The sequence below is a fragment of the Salinicola endophyticus genome (assembly GCF_003206575.1).
GTDB classification, from domain to species: Bacteria; Pseudomonadota; Gammaproteobacteria; order Pseudomonadales; family Halomonadaceae; genus Salinicola; species Salinicola endophyticus.
Map to the genome: position 1 here is coordinate 657,091 of NZ_PZJO01000002.1, position 14,502 is coordinate 671,592.

Below are 14,502 nucleotides of genomic sequence, written 5' to 3' on the forward strand. Positions count from 1 at the left end.
TGAGCGATGGGCACAGTGTAGCGAAAATCGCCCCGGACGGGGGTGCCGTCACGGGGCGAAATGCGCTCGGATCAGGGTCACGCGCTGCGCGGCCTCAGTCGATCATCGGCACCAGGGCGTCGATGCTGCCACGGGCGTCGCCGTAGAGCATGCGCGTGTTCTCCTTGAAGAACAGCGGATTCTCGATGCCCGAGTAGCCGGTGCCCTGACCGCGCTTGCACACGAACACCTGCTTGGCTTCCCACACCTTGAGTACCGGCATGCCGGCGATCGGGCTGCCCGGGTCCTCCTGGGCCGCGGGATTGACGATATCGTTGGAGCCGATGACGATCACCACGTCGGTGCTGGCGAAGTCGTCGTTGATCTCGTCCATCTCCATGACGATGTCATAGGGCACCCGCGCCTCCGCCAGCAGCACGTTCATGTGGCCGGGCAGACGCCCCGCCACCGGGTGGATGCCGAAACGCACGTTCTTGCCCGCGCCGCGCAGCTTGCGCACCAGCTCGCTCACCGCATTCTGCGCCTGGGCCACCGCCATGCCGTAGCCCGGCACGATGATCACGCTGTCGGCATCGTTGAGCGCACTGGCGACACCACCGGTGTCGATCGACACCTGCTCGCCCTCGATCTCCGCGGCCTCACTCTGGGTCGCGCCGAAGCCGCCCAGGATCACGCTGACGAAATTGCGATTCATCGCCTTGCACATGATGTAGGAGAGAATCGCGCCGGAGGAGCCGACCAGCGCCCCGGTGACGATCAGCAGGTCATTGGAGAGGGTGAAGCCGATCGCCGCCGCGGCCCAGCCCGAATAGCTGTTGAGCATCGACACCACCACCGGCATGTCGGCGCCGCCGATGCCCATGATCAGGTGCCAGCCGATGAAGAAGGCGAGCAGCGCCAGCAGGACCAGGGTCCAGGCCCCGGCGCCGTTGAAGTAGCCCACCGCCAGCAGTACGCAGAGCAGCGCGGCGCCGGCGTTGAGCAGGTGCCCGCCCGGCAGCTTGTGCGGCTTGCCGCCGATCTTGCCGGCCAGCTTGCCGAACGCCACCACCGAACCGGTGAAGGTCACCGCGCCGATGAACACCCCCAGCACCACCTCGATCTGCAGGAAGGTCAGCTCGAGCGGGGTCTTGTGGGCCAGGGTCGCGGCGAACGCCGAGAACCCCTCGACGTCGATCCCGGCGACGCGGGTGGCCACCACCCGGGCGCGCTCCATCTCGGCGTTGAAGCCGATGAACACCGCCGCCAGGCCGACCACGCTGTGCAGCGCGGCGACCAGCTGCGGCATCTCGGTCATCTCGACCTTGCGTGCCAGCCAGGCGCCGGCCAGCCCGCCGATCAGCATCAGCGGAATCAGCCAGCCGAGCCCGCCGACGCCGGGTCCGAGGGCGGTGAACACCACCGCGATCGCCATTCCCACGATGCCGTACCAGACCGCACGTTTGGCCTTCTCCTGATTGCTCAGCCCGCCCAGCGACAGGATGAACAGCACACTCGCCGCGATCGCCGCGGCGGAAACGAACTCGTGTTGCAACATCATCTCTCTCCGCGGGTCAGGATTTCTGGAACATGGCGAGCATGCGTCGGGTGACCAGGAAGCCCCCGACGATATTGATCGAGGCGATCAGCACCGAGATGCCGGCCAGCAGTCCGACCAGCCAACTGCCCGAGCCGATCTGCAGGATCGCCCCCAGGATGACGATCCCCGAGATCGCATTGGTCACCGCCATCAGCGGCGTGTGCAGCGAGTGGCTGACGTTCCAGATCACCTGGAAGCCGACGAAGCAGGCCAGCGCGAAGACGATGAAGTGCTGCATGAACGAGGCCGGCGCGACCATGCCCAAAAGCCACATCAGCACGCCACCGGCCGCCAGCAGGCCGACCTGGCGCTTGGTCTGGGCGAGGAAGGAGGCGTGCTCGGCGGCGCGCTTCTCCTCCGGCGTCGGCTCCTTGGGCTTCGCCTTGGGCTTGGCCGCACCGATCGCCTTCACCTTGGGCGGCGGCGGCGGGAAGGTGATCTCGCCGGCATGGGTGGCGGTGGCGCCGCGGATCACGTCATCCTCCATGTCATGGACGATGACGCCATCCTTCTCCGGGGTCAGATCGGTGAGCATATGGCGGATGTTGGTGGCGTAGAGCAAGGATGCCTGGGTCGCCATGCGCGAAGGGAAGTCGGTATAACCCACCACGATCACACCGTTGTCGGTGACGATCCGCTCGTCCATCACCGTCAGGTCGCAGTTGCCGCCCTTTTCGGCGGCGAGATCGACGATCACCGAGCCCGGCTTCATCGCTGCCACCATCTCCTCGAGCCACAGCTTGGGGGCCGGGCGTCCGGGGATCAGCGCGGTGGTGATGACGATATCGATCTCGGGAGCCTGCTCGCGGAACAGCGCCAGCTGCTTCTCGCGGAACTCCGGGCTCGAGGGCGACGCGTAGCCACCGCTGCCCGAACCGTCCTGACTCTCGTCGAAGTCGAGGAACAGGAACTCGGCGCCCATCGACTCGATCTGCTCGGCGACTTCCGGGCGCACGTCGAAAGCGCGCACCACCGCACCCAGGCTGGTAGCGGTACCGATCGCCGCAAGCCCGGCGACCCCGGCGCCGAGCACCAGCACCTTGGCCGGCGGCACCTTGCCGGCGGCGGTGACCTGCCCGGTGAAGAAGCGCCCGAACTGGTTGCCCGCCTCGATCACCGCCCGGTAGCCGGCAATATTCGCGGTACTCGAGAGCGCGTCCATCTTCTGCGCCCGCGAGATACGCGGCACCATGTCCATCGCCACCACGGTAGCGCCCTTCTCGCGGCAACGCGCCAGCCGCGCTTCGTTCTGCGCCGGCCAGAAGAAGGCGATCAGCGTCTGCCCTTCCCGCAACAGCTCGATCTCGGCGTCGAGGGGCTCGCGCACCTTGATCACCACCTCGGCGGTTTCCCACAGCGCCTCGGCATCGTCGACCAGGGTCACTCCGGCCGCCTGATAGGCGTCGTCGCTGAAGCCTGCGGCGACACCTGCGCCACGCTCGAGCAGGCACTCGTGCCCGAGCTTCTGGATCTGCTGCGCGCTCTCCGGGGTCAGTGCGACCCGCGCCTCGCCCTTGGCGATCTCTCTGGGGGCTCCAATCCTCATGCCGCCACCTCGCGCATCGACGGCGCGACGCCGCCGGTCAGGTAGGACTCGGCCAAGACGCGCGGGGCTAGCCCCGCGCACCGCCAAAACGGACACGGCATCGCTCGATCGGCCATGCGTCGATTCTCCTGTGGGGTCGAGATAAGGGCGCCCTCCCCCGCACCACTGGACGGCNNGCCGTCCAGTGGTGCCACCTGCGCGAGGGAGAGCGCCTGAGTGTGCTCAAGTGTTCGATAAAGCCGACGGCGGGATCAAGACGAACGGAGAAAAACCAACCCGATCAATATTTTATGATGACCATAACTGAATCGTTATGCTCAAAAACATGCCCAACCCTTTGATTCAAAAGGAAAAAAATAGACATTCAGCATGGGTTATCGATGCCATAACGCATCCCTTATTCGCCTTGTGAGCGGCGTTTTGCACGCCTTCACCGCAGCGTGAGGGATTCGGGCTGACGCGCCGGGGTGAGAAGCCTGCACCAGCACGTGCCGCCAGCCCCAGCGGGGCGTGGCGGACACAGGCTCAATGCGGGCTCAGGAGAGAGTGACTCAAGAGGAGCAGGAGAGGCATACCGGCGGTGCGCTGGCGGCGGGCGCCTCGGCCCAGGCCGCCATGCCCGGGCGCGCTTCGAACGGCGACGCCAGCAGGTCGCGGAAGGTACGCAGCGGCTCGGCATCGCCGGCCTGGGCCGCCTCGATCACCTGCTGCGCCAGGTGGGTACGCAGCACGTAGAGCGGGTTGACCCGGCGCATCGCCGCCAGTCGCTCGGTCTCGCCCCGCGACTCATGCTCGAGACGCGCGCGGTAGCGCGTAAGCCAGGCGTCGAGCTGGGAGTCAGCGATCTCCTCGGCGAGCACCAGGCCGCCGGCGACATCGCTCTCGGACAGGGCACGGAAGCTACGGTGGAAATCCGCCTGCGCCCTCCCCAGCATCTCCAGCCAGTCGTCGATCAACGCCCCGTCCTCCTCGCGCTCGATCTCCAGCCCCAGCCGCGCGCGCATCAGGATGGCATAGGCCGCCTGCAGCGTCGGCTCGTAGCTGTCGAGGATCTCGCGCAGACGCTCGGGATCGATCAGCGGCGTCAGACACTGGGCCAGCACGGTGAGGTTCCACAGTGCGACCCCGGGCTGCTGGTCGAAGGCGTAGCGCCCGCTGGCATCGGTGTGATTGGGGGTGAGCTGGGGGTCGAAGCGATCCATGAAGGCGTAGGGGCCGTAGTCCAGCGTCAGCCCCAGGATCGACATGTTGTCGGTGTTCATCACCGCGTGCACGAAGCCGTAGGCCTGCCAACGCGCGATCAGCTCAGCGGTGCGTGTCACCACATCCTGATAGAGCGCCTCCAGCGGCGCCGGCTGGGTCGCGAGCTGCGGTCGATGACGCTCGATCACGTGGTGCATCAGATGTTCGATGTCGTCGCTGCGCTTCTGCTGGTAGAGCCACTCGAAGTGGCCGAAGCGCACGTGGCTCTCGGCCACACGCAGCAGGGTGGCACCGGGCTCGACACGCTCGCGCATCACCTTCTCGCCATTGACCGCGACCGCCAGCGCCAGGGTGGTGGGAATGCGTAGACCGGCCATCGCCTCGCCGGCGAGATACTCGCGGATCGACGAGCGCAGCACCGCGCGGCCGTCGCCGAAACGCGAATACGGCGTCTGGCCGGCGCCCTTGAGATGCAGATCGCAGGGCCCCTGCGGGGTCAGCGCCTCACCCAGCAGCAGCCCGCGGCCGTCGCCCAGTGCCGGATTGTAGGTGCCGAACTGGTGCCCGGTGTACTTCTGTGCCAGCGGGTCCATGCCCGGCAGCATGGTCGCACCGCTCATCAGCGCAGTGAGCCGATCGCGGTCGATCGCCTCAGGGTCGAGGCCGAGCCGCAGCGCCGCGGTGGGGCTCAGATCGAGCAGTCGCGTCTCGGCCCACACGCTGGGCGTGACCCGGGTAAAGAAATCCTCCGGGAAACGCGACCAGACGTTATCGAAAACCAGCGCGTCGAGACCGTTGTCAGCCGTCATGCCGTCCTCCTCGAAGCGGGGTAAGGGGGTAAGGTAGTGGCGAGTATCGTGGCGGGGATGACTCTCTAGATTACACCCTCACCCCGCGGCCCTGCACACCATGTCATACACACCAGCGTGCATCGCAGACGGCCCTCGCTGGGCGCTGCCCGAAGGCAGGCGCGAGGCGTGGCATGAGAGGTCGGGAGAGGTGGTCTCAGGCCGGGCTGGCGTTGCTGTCGCCGGCATCCAGGCCGTGGTCGCGGATCAGCTCGCCATTGGTGCGCAGCAGCGCCAGCAGCTGTTGCTGGTAGTCGGGCGAGGTGGAGTAGTTGTGCAGCTTGCCGATCAGCCGCTCGGCCGAGATCGAGCGCCCGCGCGTGGCCAGCGTCATGCGCTCCTGGCGCAGCTGGCTATAGGCACGGTGGGTATTGAGATTGTGCAGATAGGCACGCACCCCATCGCGCACGCTGTCGAACACCTGGAAGCGCCGCGAGGTGCCGTTCTGGGCGATGCCACAACCGGGCGAGAAGCAGCGCATGCCGAACAGGTTGTTGCTCTCACGGGCGATACGCGAGGTGCCCCAGCCAGACTCCTCGACGGCCTGGATCACCACCATCTCCAGCGGAATGGTATTGACCCGGCTGAGCAGCTCCTGGCTCACCTGGCCCGGCTTGCAGCTCACCCCGTAGGCGTCGCACAGCTGCGCCAAGCGCGCCTTTTCATCGTCGCGCAGCGGATTGACCCGGGTACTGATCGCGAACAGCCAGTTGCGGTCGCGCTGGATCTGCGCATTCTCGGCCTGGACCAGCGGCACCAGCAGCCCGAGGAAGGCAGCCTTGCGCTTGGCGCCGGCCTTGTATTCGCGCAGGTCCGGCAGTTGGCTGACCGGATCCAGTGCTGGCTGGGTGACGCTACTGTAGAGGGTGGGCGCAGTTTCGGATGTCGGTTCGGCGTGAGCCGCCATCGGAAACGGTGCTTGCGCCAGGGTCAGTACCGCAGTCAGGGCCAGGGCGGTGGTACGACGGCTGAACCCCGGCCCGCGGGTCGATCGACCGCCGGCCGGGGGGAAGGATCGCGACATAGTGGCGCTCCTCGTCAAGTAAGATGGCAGCAGGCTAACAGCAATTCGCCGCCAAGTTGAGTAAATAACGTGCAAAATCGTCATCAAGGGTGTGACTTTTCCGGTCCCGAAAAGCACTCGGCCGGCCCCGTGACGGAGCCGGCCGAGCCAGCGGGAGCGACACCGAGCGAACTCGGCGCCGAAGGGATCAAGCGCTCAGCAGCGCATTGAGCCGCTTGACGTAGGCAGCCGGATCATCGAGATGGCCGCCCTCGGCGATCACCGCCTGATCGAGCAGGATGCGCGACAGATCGCTGAAGCGTTCGCCATCGGCGGACTCCAGCCGGGTGACCAGCGCATGCGCCGGGTTGAGCTCGAGAATCGGCTTGACCTCGGGCAGGGTCTGACCCGCGGCCTCCATCAGCCGGCGCATCTGGAAGCCCATCTCGTGCTCGGGCAGCACCACGCAGGCCGGCGAGTCGGTCAGACGATGGGTCACGCGAACCTCCTGGACATCCTCGCCCAGCGCCTCCTTGACCCGCTTGACCAGATCTTCCTTGGCCTTGGCGGTCTCCTCCTGGGCCTGCTTCTCGGCCTCGTCGGCCATGTCGTCGAGGTCCAGATCGCCCTTGGCCACATCCGCCAGGGACTTGCCGTCGAACTCGGTGAGATGGCTCATCAGCCACTCGTCGATCCGATCGTGCAGCAGCACCACCTCGATGCCCTTCTTGCGGAAGATCTCCAGGTGCGGGCTGTGACGCGCAGCGTTGAAGCTGTCGGCGACGATGTAGTAGATCTTCTGCTGACCGGCCTTCATGCGCTCGACGTAGTCCGCCAGCGACTGGTCCTGCACGCTGCTGTCGGTATGGGTGGTCGAGAAGCGCAGCAGCTCGGCGATCTTGTCGCGATTGGCGTAGTCCTCCGCCGGCCCTTCCTTGAGCACGCTGCCGAAGGTGTTCCAGAAGGTCTGATAGGCCTCCTTGTCCTTGGCCAGCTTCTTGAGCATGTCCAGTGCGCGCTTGGTCAGCGCCGACTTCATCGAGTCGACCTGAGGCGACTTCTGCAACAGCTCCCGCGAGACGTTGAGCGGCAGATCCTTGGAGTCGAGCACGCCCTTGACGAAGCGCAGATAGAGCGGCAGGAAGGCTTCGGCGTCGTCCATGATGAAGACGCGCTGCACATAGAGCTTGAGCCCGCGCACGCCGTCACGCTGATAGAGGTCGAACGGGGCGCGCTCCGGCACGTAGAGCAGGCTGGTGTACTCGAGCTTGCCCTCGACCTTGTTGTGGCTCCAGGTCAGCGGGTCGCTGAAGTCATGGGCGATGTGCTGGTAGAACGCCTTGTACTCGTCGTCGCTGATCTCGGCCTTGGGCCGCACCCAGAGCGCGGTCGCCTCGTTGACCGTTTCCCAGCTGACGGTCTCGCTGCCTTCGATCTCGTTTCCCTCTTCGTCACGGGCCTTCTCGACCTTGGGCATGCGCACCGGCACATCGATATGGTCGGAGTACTTGCGCACCAGATTCTTGAGGCGGAAGTCGTCGGCGAACTCCTTGGCATCCTCCTTGAGGTGCAGCACGATCTCGGTGCCGCGCTCGGGGCGCTCGATATCGGCGATGGTGAACTCGCCCTCGCCCTTGGAGCGCCACTCCACACCCTGCTCGCTGTCGGCACGGCGGGTACGCACCACCATCTCGTCGGCAACGATGAAGCCGGAGTAGAACCCGACCCCGAACTGCCCGATCAGCTTGGCATCCTTCTGCTTCTCGCCGGAGAGCTGCTTGAGGAATTCGGCGGTGCCGCTCTTGGCGATGGTGCCGAGGTTCTGGATCACCTCGTCGCGGCTCATGCCGATGCCGGTATCGCGCACGGTGACGGTGCCGGCGCCGGCATCGTGTTCGATCTCGATCCTGAGTTCCGGGTCCTGACCGTAGAGCGCGTCGTTCTCCAGCGCTTCGTAACGCAGCTTGTCGCAGGCGTCGGCTGCGTTGGAGATCAGCTCACGCAGGAAGATCTCCCGATTGGAGTAGAGGGAGTGGATCATCAAGTGCAACAGCTGCTTGACCTCGGTCTGGAAACCGAGCGTTTCTTCTTGAGTGGCAGTGGTCATCGGTGAGCCTCTTGACACGGTTGCGAAGTAAAAAGACCAAGGAAATGAAGACGATCAGCGATATGAGGGTGGGCGGCGGCTTTTCAACCACCGCCGCCTCAAGCCCCGCTCTCCGGTGCGGCGGGACCATCGTCCCAGCCCTTCCAGCGCCGGTAGTCATCGAGCGCGTGATCGACCCGGGTGAGTAGCCAGCCGACGATGAAGACGTCGTCGACCAGGCCGATCACCATCAGAAAGTCGGGGATCAGGTCGAGCGGCGAGACCAGGTAGACCAGCGCCGCGGCCATCCAGGCGAAAGCCGCCCACGGCACCGGGCGGTAGCGCCCGCGCACCACGTCAGCGGTCATCGGGCCGAAGACCCGAAAGGCCCGGCCGATACGTGCCAGCGCGCCGCCGCGCTGTCTGAGACGCGAGAGTTGAGTCAACCAACGCCAAGGTGTCATACGCCCGGCCTCCTTCGGAAAAGCGACGCTTATCGGTCGATGGGCAATGGCGCCCTGAGGGTATACATGGTTACGATTGTGCCTGGATTCAACGCCGGGGACGGTGGCGCGGCCATGCCGCCCCGGCGCACGACATCCATGCCGGCGGTGCGCCCCGGCGTGAGATGGACCGACCCGACGAGAGAGTTCGCGATGCCCGCATTCCTTCAGTGTAGTCCCTGCAAGCGCCAACGCTGGCTGCGCCGCTGTTTCGCCGGCGCCCTGGGCCTGACCCTGGCCGCCCCGGCGCTGGCCGCCACACCGAGCGACGACCTGGTGATGAAGCAGGCCCTGGACGCCGCACGCGATCAGCGCTGGGACGCGATCGACCAGGCCGCGATCCAGGATCACGTGCTCGCCGGCTACGTCGAGTATCACCGCCTGCGCGCGCGCCTGAGCACCGCCTCCGCCGCCGAGGTCAACGACTTCATCACCCGCTACGGCGACTCGCCGCTGGCGGGATGGATGCGCGGTACGGCGCAGACGCGCTTCGGTCAGCTGGGCCGTTTCGCCGACCTGCTCGCGATCAGCGACGGCGAGCCCGACGGGGCCATTCGTCAGTGCTACTACTATACCGCCCTGCTCGACCGTGACCCCGCCCGCGCCGCGGCCGGCGGCGAGAAGCTGTGGCATGTCGGCGCCTCCCAGCCGGACGCCTGCGACACCCTGTTTGCCACCCTGACCCAGCGCGGCGTGCTCACCGACGAGGACACCTGGGAGCGCATGATGCTGGCCTGGGAGAACGGCCAGAGCGGCCTGGTGAGCTATCTCGAGCGGAGTCTGGGAGATGCCTGGCAGCCCGCCATCACCCAGTTCGAGCGCGTCAGTGCCAACTACGCTGCGGTCACCCAGATCCCCCAGGACCTGGGCCCTGGGAAAGGTGCCGCCGGCGCGCTGACCGCGGCCACCATGCACGCTTTCACCCGCGCCGACACCGAGGCCGCACTGGAGGCATGGCGCAAGATCGCGCCCCACGCCGCGCTGAGCGACGCGCAGCGTGAGCGCGTCGAGCACGATCTGGCGTTCTACTCCATGGTCCGCGATGTCGCCAACAATCAGGGCTGGGTCGACGCCAACCTGCCGCGGCTCGCCGATGCCGACCTGATCGAACTGCGCATCCGCAATGCGGTGACCGCGGGCCATTGGCAGAACGTGGTGCGCTGGACCCAGGCGCTGCCCGACACGGCGCGCAGCGACGCCCACTGGCAATACTGGCTGGGGCGCGCCCAGGCGGCACTGGGCAACGACGAGGCCGCGCGCCGTGCCTATGCGAGCGCAGCCAGCGAGCGCAGCTTCTTCGGCTTCGCCGCCGCCGACCGCCTGGGCCAGCCCTACCATCTGCAGATGAGCGACACCCGTGTCACCACCCTGCAGCAGGAGCTGACCAACATGCTGCCGGTGGTCCAGCGCACCGAGGCGCTGATGCGCATCGGCGAGGAGGGGCTGGCGCGCAGCGAGTGGTACACCGCCGCCGCCCGCGACACCCCGGAACAGGCCGCGGCCCTGGCCGACTACGCCATCCGCCAGGGCTGGTACGCCATGGCGGTGCAGACCACCATCGCCGCCAAGCAGTGGGACGCCCTGCCGTGGCGCTTCCCAGCCGCCTATCGCGAGTCGTTCCTGCACTGGGGCGAGCACCAGCAGGTCGACCCCTTCTTGCTGATGGGCATCGCCCGCCGCGAGAGCGCCTTCAACCCCGAGGCGATGTCGCCGGTGGGCGCCCGCGGGCTGATGCAGCTGATGCCGGGTACCGCCGACCATGTCGCCCGCCAGCTGGGGATCGCCGCCCCCAGCAAGGCCGAGCTGTTCCAGCCGCAGACCAATATCCGCCTCGGCAGCAGCTATATCCGCAGCATGCTGGAGCGCTATCGTGGCAACCGTATTGCCGCCACCGCCGCCTACAACGCCGGGCCCCAGCGGGTCGACCGCTGGCTGACCAGCGCCCCGCAGGAGTTCGACCGCTTCGTCGAGAGCATCCCGTTCCGCGAGACCCGCGACTACGTGCAGGCGGTGCTCGCCTATCGAGTGATCTTCGAAAGTCTGGCCAAGCAGGGCGATACCCAGGGCGTGGCCATGCTGACGCCGGCCGAACGCCAGGGGCGCTACGATCCGACCCTGATCGCCCGCAACTGAGGGGCTTGTCGCTCTCTGAAGGAGGCTCTGCCGGACCCCGCGCGTCGCACGCAGTCCGGCAGAGAGTGTCGAGGGCCCCGGCCTTGNNCAAGGCCGGGGCCCTGGATGAAGGAATTACAGCAGCCAGATACCCAGCCCGATGCCTCCGCCGAGGGTGATCAACAGCCCCAGCAGCATCATCAGGCCGTCACCGGCGGTCAGCCCCAGCGCCATCACCACGATCACCAGCGCCGGCAGCGCGGCCGCGAACGGCAACAACTCCAGCGGCATCATCGACAGCCCCAACAGCATCATCAGCAGCGCCAGCAGGCGCTGGGTCAGCGTGCCCAGCAGCCACGTCAGACGCGGCTGCAGCAGGCGGTCGATGCGCTGGGTCCAGGGTTTGGCACGTGCGGTAATGCGATGCCAGCGCGCATGGCTGACGCCGCGCTGGGCGAGCCGCCGGGGCAGCCATGGCGAGCGCCGCCCGAATACCAGCTGGATCGCCATCAGCGCGATGAAGATCCCGCACAGGCTGGGCACCCCCGGCACGCCACCGGTGGGCAGCAGCGCGATCAGCCCGGGAATCAGCACCACCGGGCCGAAGCCGCGGGCGTTGAAGGTTTCGACGATGTCCCCGAGGGTGATGGTGTCATCCTCGACGCGCTCGTCGAGGGTTTCGAAGATAGCGGTGAGCTTCAGCCGCTCCGCCATGCGTCACCTCCCTGTGACGTTGAAAAGATCTGCGGCCGCGGCGACGGAGTCAGAGGCCGCGGCGCGCGTGCTTGAGCGAGATCTGGTCGTTGAGGGTCCAGAAATCGTAGAGCACGCCAAGCAGGAAGAAGCCACCGGTCACCAGATAGAGCAGACCGGTTAGCCACTTGCCCATGTACATGCGGTGGATGCCGAAGACACCCAGAAAGGTGAGCAGGATCCACGCCAGGGTGTAGCTGATCGGGCCCGCACGGAAGCGCAGATCCGCCTGCCGATCCATGGCCGGAATCAGGAACAGATCGATCAACCAACCGATCCCGAGCAGCCCCAGCGTCAGAAACCATAGGGTACCGGTCACCGGCTTGCCATAATAGAAGCGGTGAGAACCGGTGAAACCGAAGATCCACAGCAGGTAGCCGATGACCTTGCTGTGGGTATCGTTGAGTGCGACTTCGCCTCGTGCCACGGAAACAACTCCTGAACTGTCCAAACACAGATGACGCGAGCCAGGCCCGCGGTGAGCGATAGCTTACCCGAGGGCCCTGGACTCATGCACCCTGCGTGTGGCTAGAACGCTGGCAAGGTTCAATTGGCGGCGGGTGACGGACAGTCGATTCCTCTACCCTCCTGCAACCCGTGACATCCAATCGTCATATGCATATGGGCAACTTCTTAAAAAGGGTTAAGAAAACCATACCCGGTGCCGCGATCCCCCCGGAAAAAAGGCGCGGGGAGCCTGTAGACGTGCACGTTTTTTCCATCTATGGTGCTTTAGCGGGGCATGGAAATCACACGACCAAAGTCAAGCCGGCAGCGCTTGACGGTCCGGATGACCCCCATGCATCATCCGCTGCGTAGGTTTGCAGGTAGAATGTCGTCAGTTGTCAGTCGCTCGTCGAACTCCTCTTGCGCATTCCCCCCTAGTCTTACCACGCATTTCGAGCTGCCCGTGGGGGGTGCTCGGCTTCACTACTAGCAAGTTAAGGAAATCGACAATGGCAACCGGCACTGTCAAATGGTTTAACGACACCAAAGGCTACGGGTTCATCTCTCCCGATGACGGCGGCGATGACCTGTTCGCGCACTTCTCCGAAATTCAGGCAGAAGGCTTCAAAACCCTGCAAGACGGCCAGAAGGTCACCTTCGACGTCACCCAGGGCAAGAAAGGCCTTCAGGCCGCCAACATCAAGGTCAGCGGCTGAGTCGCGCCACCCTTGAGAAGAAAGCCCACCCGAGCGGTGGGCTTTTTTATGCGCGCCGTTTTGATGGGCGCCGCTGTCATCGGCCCTCTTGAGATAGGAGCGTCGATTCCGGTGGGGCTATAGAGGGGCGTCTGTAAAAGGGGCGTCTATGGTGGGACGTCTATAGATGGATGTTTATAGAAAGACGCCGCCAGAATCCAGCCGCTTCAGCTCTCGCCGATATCCTCGTTCCAGACCTCCGGGTTGGCATCGATGAAACTCGCCATCAGCTCGCGACACGTGGCGTCGTCGAGCACCTCGACGCTGACACCGCGCTCGCGCAGCAGCGCCTCCTCGCCGAGGAAGGTGCGGTTCTCCCCCACCACCACCCGCGGAATGCCATAGAGCAGGATCGCCCCGCTGCACATCGCGCAGGGTGACAGTGTGGTGTAGAGCACACTCTCGCGATAGACACTGGCGGGCTGTCGGCCGGCGTTCTCCAGCGCATCCATTTCGCCGTGCAGCACGGCGCTGCCGCGCTGCTGACGCTGATTGTGGCCACGACCGATGATTCGGCCGTCGTGCACCAGCACCGAACCGATCGGCACGCCCCCTTGTTCCAGACCTTGGCGTGCCTGTTCGATGGCCGCCTGCATGAAGCTATCCACGTCGTGTTCTCCTGACAGCTGTGATAATAACCGCGACCTCGCGTCCGCTCAGCGGGTGTCGCTCAGCAGCGGGCAGCGTGACGGCACCACCAGCGGCAGCGCCTCACTCTCCAGCGAGGCGCGGAAACGGCGGTAGCGGCGCGGCTCGCCGTCGAGATTGAGCGGAAAGGCGCCGTCGCTATCGAACTCCACCCACGGCACCCGCAGATAGCGCACGAACTGACCGTCGTTGGGCAGGTTTTCCAGCTCATCGATGATGCGCTTGAGTTCGCCGAGCGAATTGAAATGGCGTACGAACAGCAGCTCCAGCAGGCCATCGTCGATTCGGGCCGAGGGCGCCAGCCGCTGACCGCCGCCGGCCTGGGCGCCGTTGCCGATCGCCAGCATGAACAACGGTACCCGCGCCTCGCCCTCGGGCCAGCGCAGATGCCCCTCGAACGGCTGGTAGTTCCACGCCTTGAGCATCCCCATCAGCGAGTAGGCCCCGCCGCCGAGCAGGCGTTTGAGCCCGACCGGGGTCGAGGTGGTGATCTCGGCACCGAAGCCCCCGGAAGCGACGTTGATGAACGCCTCGTCGTCGAGCATGCCGACATCCACGCGCCGGGTATCGCCGGTCAGCGCCAGCTCGAGCGCGGCCGCCGGGGTCATCGGCAGTTCGAGACCGTGGGCGAAGTCGTTGGCGCTGCCCAGCGGCAGGATACCCAGCGCCGGACGCTGCTCGACCGGATGGCGCATCAGCCCGGCGACCGTCTCGTTGATCGAGCCATCGCCGCCGCCGGCGATCACCCGGGCGGCGCCCGCCGCTACCGCCTCGTCGACCAGGCGGGTGCCGTCACCGCCCTCCCAGGTAACGCGCACCGCCAGGTCGTGCCCCCGCTCGCGCAGATGCGTCACCGCGCTGCGAATGTCCGGCTGCTGCGCGGACTTGCCGTTGATTATCAACCACGTAGTGCCCTCGCCATGACTGGCCATACCGATCGAATCCTTTCCTTGGGGCCGACGCTTGCGCCGCGCCTTGATCTTCCGCTGTCACTGGGATGCAGTCTAGGCCTTGTCCGC

At 66.0% G+C, this 14,502-nt stretch carries 12 protein-coding genes; 2 read left to right on the top strand and 10 right to left on the bottom strand.

Annotation, left to right across the window (positions count from 1 at the left end; all coding sequences use genetic code 11):
- Window positions 1-94: 94 nt before the first annotated feature.
- From DOM66_RS05530 to DOM66_RS05555, 6 genes are all read right to left on the bottom strand, one after another.
- Window positions 95-1,537: an NAD(P)(+) transhydrogenase (Re/Si-specific) subunit beta gene (locus tag DOM66_RS05530; protein WP_110674335.1), complete on the bottom strand. Its 1,443-nt coding sequence runs from the start codon at window positions 1,535-1,537 to the stop codon at window positions 95-97.
- Between the two features lie 16 nt (window positions 1,538-1,553).
- The gene (locus DOM66_RS05535) at window positions 1,554-3,125 is read right to left on the bottom strand and encodes a Re/Si-specific NAD(P)(+) transhydrogenase subunit alpha (RefSeq protein WP_110674336.1); all 1,572 of its coding nucleotides are present in this window, start codon (window positions 3,123-3,125) and stop codon (window positions 1,554-1,556) included.
- 551 nt (window positions 3,126-3,676) lie between these two features.
- Window positions 3,677-5,137, bottom strand: coding sequence for a protein adenylyltransferase SelO (locus DOM66_RS05540; protein WP_110689495.1), 1,461 nt, complete (start codon window positions 5,135-5,137; stop codon window positions 3,677-3,679).
- 196 nt (window positions 5,138-5,333) lie between these two features.
- Window positions 5,334-6,200 carry a glucosaminidase domain-containing protein gene (locus tag DOM66_RS05545; protein WP_245392361.1) on the bottom strand — a complete coding sequence of 289 codons (867 nt, stop codon included), beginning with the start codon at window positions 6,198-6,200 and terminating at the stop codon, window positions 5,334-5,336.
- Between the two features lie 187 nt (window positions 6,201-6,387).
- The gene (gene htpG, locus DOM66_RS05550; protein ID WP_110689496.1) at window positions 6,388-8,286 is read right to left on the bottom strand and encodes a molecular chaperone HtpG; all 1,899 of its coding nucleotides are present in this window, start codon (window positions 8,284-8,286) and stop codon (window positions 6,388-6,390) included.
- A 98-nt stretch (window positions 8,287-8,384) separates the two neighbouring features.
- Window positions 8,385-8,729: a YkvA family protein gene (locus tag DOM66_RS05555; protein WP_188115144.1), complete on the bottom strand. Its 345-nt coding sequence runs from the start codon at window positions 8,727-8,729 to the stop codon at window positions 8,385-8,387.
- A gap of 192 nt (window positions 8,730-8,921) precedes the next feature.
- Here DOM66_RS05555 and DOM66_RS05560 point away from each other — a divergent pair, with 192 nt between their 5' ends.
- Window positions 8,922-10,901, top strand: coding sequence for a transglycosylase SLT domain-containing protein (locus DOM66_RS05560; protein WP_110689497.1), 1,980 nt, complete (start codon window positions 8,922-8,924; stop codon window positions 10,899-10,901).
- Window positions 10,902-11,015: 114 nt separating this feature from the next.
- Here DOM66_RS05560 and DOM66_RS05565 read toward each other — a convergent pair whose 3' ends face one another.
- Entirely contained in the window at window positions 11,016-11,594 is a 579-nt protein-coding gene (locus tag DOM66_RS05565) for an exopolysaccharide biosynthesis protein (protein ID WP_110689498.1), read from the bottom strand.
- A gap of 49 nt (window positions 11,595-11,643) precedes the next feature.
- Window positions 11,644-12,060: an NINE protein gene (locus DOM66_RS05570; protein WP_110674341.1), complete on the bottom strand. Its 417-nt coding sequence runs from the start codon at window positions 12,058-12,060 to the stop codon at window positions 11,644-11,646.
- A 529-nt stretch (window positions 12,061-12,589) separates the two neighbouring features.
- Between DOM66_RS05570 and DOM66_RS05575 the strand changes: the two genes are divergently transcribed.
- Entirely contained in the window at window positions 12,590-12,796 is a 207-nt protein-coding gene (locus DOM66_RS05575) for a cold-shock protein (protein WP_035471072.1), read from the top strand.
- 206 nt (window positions 12,797-13,002) lie between these two features.
- Here the strand turns inward: DOM66_RS05575 and DOM66_RS05580 are convergent, their stop codons facing one another.
- Window positions 13,003-13,443: a nucleoside deaminase gene (locus tag DOM66_RS05580; RefSeq protein ID WP_110689499.1), complete on the bottom strand. Its 441-nt coding sequence runs from the start codon at window positions 13,441-13,443 to the stop codon at window positions 13,003-13,005.
- Between the two features lie 48 nt (window positions 13,444-13,491).
- A complete protein-coding gene (yegS, locus tag DOM66_RS05585; protein WP_110689500.1) occupies window positions 13,492-14,415 on the bottom strand; it encodes a lipid kinase YegS in 924 nt (307 codons plus the stop codon).
- Window positions 14,416-14,502 lie beyond the last annotated feature (87 nt).

Coding starts and splice junctions, on each gene's coding strand:
- DOM66_RS05530 (WP_110674335.1), bottom strand. CDS start 1,537: ATGTTGCAACACGAGTTCGTTTCCGCCGCGGCGATCGCGGCGAGTGTG.
- DOM66_RS05535 (WP_110674336.1), bottom strand. CDS start 3,125: ATGAGGATTGGAGCCCCCAGAGAGATCGCCAAGGGCGAGGCGCGGGTC.
- DOM66_RS05540 (WP_110689495.1), bottom strand. CDS start 5,137: ATGACGGCTGACAACGGTCTCGACGCGCTGGTTTTCGATAACGTCTGG.
- DOM66_RS05545 (WP_245392361.1), bottom strand. CDS start 6,200: ATGTCGCGATCCTTCCCCCCGGCCGGCGGTCGATCGACCCGCGGGCCG.
- htpG (WP_110689496.1), bottom strand. CDS start 8,286: ATGACCACTGCCACTCAAGAAGAAACGCTCGGTTTCCAGACCGAGGTC.
- DOM66_RS05555 (WP_188115144.1), bottom strand. CDS start 8,729: ATGACACCTTGGCGTTGGTTGACTCAACTCTCGCGTCTCAGACAGCGC.
- DOM66_RS05560 (WP_110689497.1), top strand. CDS start 8,922: ATGCCCGCATTCCTTCAGTGTAGTCCCTGCAAGCGCCAACGCTGGCTG.
- DOM66_RS05565 (WP_110689498.1), bottom strand. CDS start 11,594: ATGGCGGAGCGGCTGAAGCTCACCGCTATCTTCGAAACCCTCGACGAG.
- DOM66_RS05575 (WP_035471072.1), top strand. CDS start 12,590: ATGGCAACCGGCACTGTCAAATGGTTTAACGACACCAAAGGCTACGGG.
- yegS (WP_110689500.1), bottom strand. CDS start 14,415: ATGGCCAGTCATGGCGAGGGCACTACGTGGTTGATAATCAACGGCAAG.